The sequence below is a fragment of the Bacillus sp. AP50 genome (assembly GCF_040492675.1).
In the GTDB taxonomy this organism is placed as follows: Bacteria; Bacillota; Bacilli; order Bacillales; family Bacillaceae_G; genus Bacillus_A; species Bacillus_A cereus.
In genome coordinates, this window is the sequence record NZ_JBEUTW010000766.1 from 1 (window position 1) to 1,135 (window position 1,135).

Genomic DNA, 1,135 nt, shown 5'->3' on the forward strand with positions numbered 1-1,135 from the left:
GAATTGGTGTCCTCTAGTTTTCTAGCCGGACTATATTTATTACATTATACTTGTCTGTATAAAAAGATTCCTCCAAGCTTTATCTATTCTGTCTTTCTCATATTTTTGTATAACCTTTGTCCGACGAGCAATTGCTTTTTTTAGTTTCTTTTTCTTTAAATTATCCAATCCTCTCACTCCTTCTTATAAAACAGTTTTTTTCCATTTTAGGCGTTTTTATTAATTTAATACCTTCTTACATTCAAAAAGCGGCTCAAATGTGAATTGTACCTATATAATTTCAAAAGGATTATTTTATTAGATTTTCAATCAAACTTCATTTCAAAATTCTCAGTTTCAGATGAACCACTAGACGCATACACCATATACTAATTTAAATGCTTCCTAGGAAAGAAGGTGAAAGCTATGCCATCTATTGTCGGAAATATGGTTGTGCAAAATAGTAACGGTTCTTTCAACTTAGGTGATTTTTATAACGTTTCTCCAAAAGAAAATACAAAAGCTTATAATGGTTCAGGTTCATCTAACGTTGCTTTTGTTCTCAATACATTTAACGGTGTTAGTGCAACAAACACATTTGATTCTGATGTTGCAGACCAAAACCAAGTTGGAACAGTCTAAATTTATTCATTTTCCTCTAACTCCTGAATAAAACCCAATATTCCGTTAATAATGTATATACAGTTTCTGATTTCCCTTCATACCCGAAGGCTGAGTAGCTAGTTTTTACTAGCTGCTCTTTTTATGTTTCACACGAATAAAATTCTATATTTCACCGATACTATATAGGACTGTAAAAAGTCAGCTTTAAATTCTTCCCACTCTAGCTCTCTTGGTCGAGGGTTGAGCAGTTAGCTCTTGCTAGCTGCTCTTTTATTTGGTTTATCCGAATAAAATTTTTAATTATGTCCGATACTATAAATGGGCTGATACAGCTTGAATTCACATTGACATCTGTAATGTTCTTTTTCCTTTCTCTGAGGACTGAGCGGTTAACCTTCGTTAACTGCTCTTTTGTATTGAGTTGATAATAAATTTTAGGTCGTATTTCTCTTCTATACCATATACTTTTTAAGTATCCAACTCAAAGTGTTACCTCCTATCTGAAAGGGCACTGATGCATGGTGCTCTTTTT

The 1,135-nt window shown here is 33.0% G+C and carries 2 protein-coding genes; one reads left to right on the forward strand and one right to left on the reverse strand.

Features of this window, described 5'->3' with window-relative positions; all coding sequences use genetic code 11:
• Positions 1–39 precede the first annotated feature (39 nt).
• Entirely contained in the window at positions 40–168 is a 129-nt protein-coding gene (locus tag ABWK52_RS29300) for a DUF3983 domain-containing protein (RefSeq protein ID WP_353772376.1), read from the reverse strand.
• Positions 169–405: 237 nt separating this feature from the next.
• Between ABWK52_RS29300 and ABWK52_RS29305 the strand changes: the two genes are divergently transcribed.
• Positions 406–621, forward strand: a complete 216-nt coding sequence (locus ABWK52_RS29305) for a spore germination protein (RefSeq protein WP_001139345.1) — start codon at positions 406–408, stop codon at positions 619–621.
• Positions 622–1,135 lie beyond the last annotated feature (514 nt).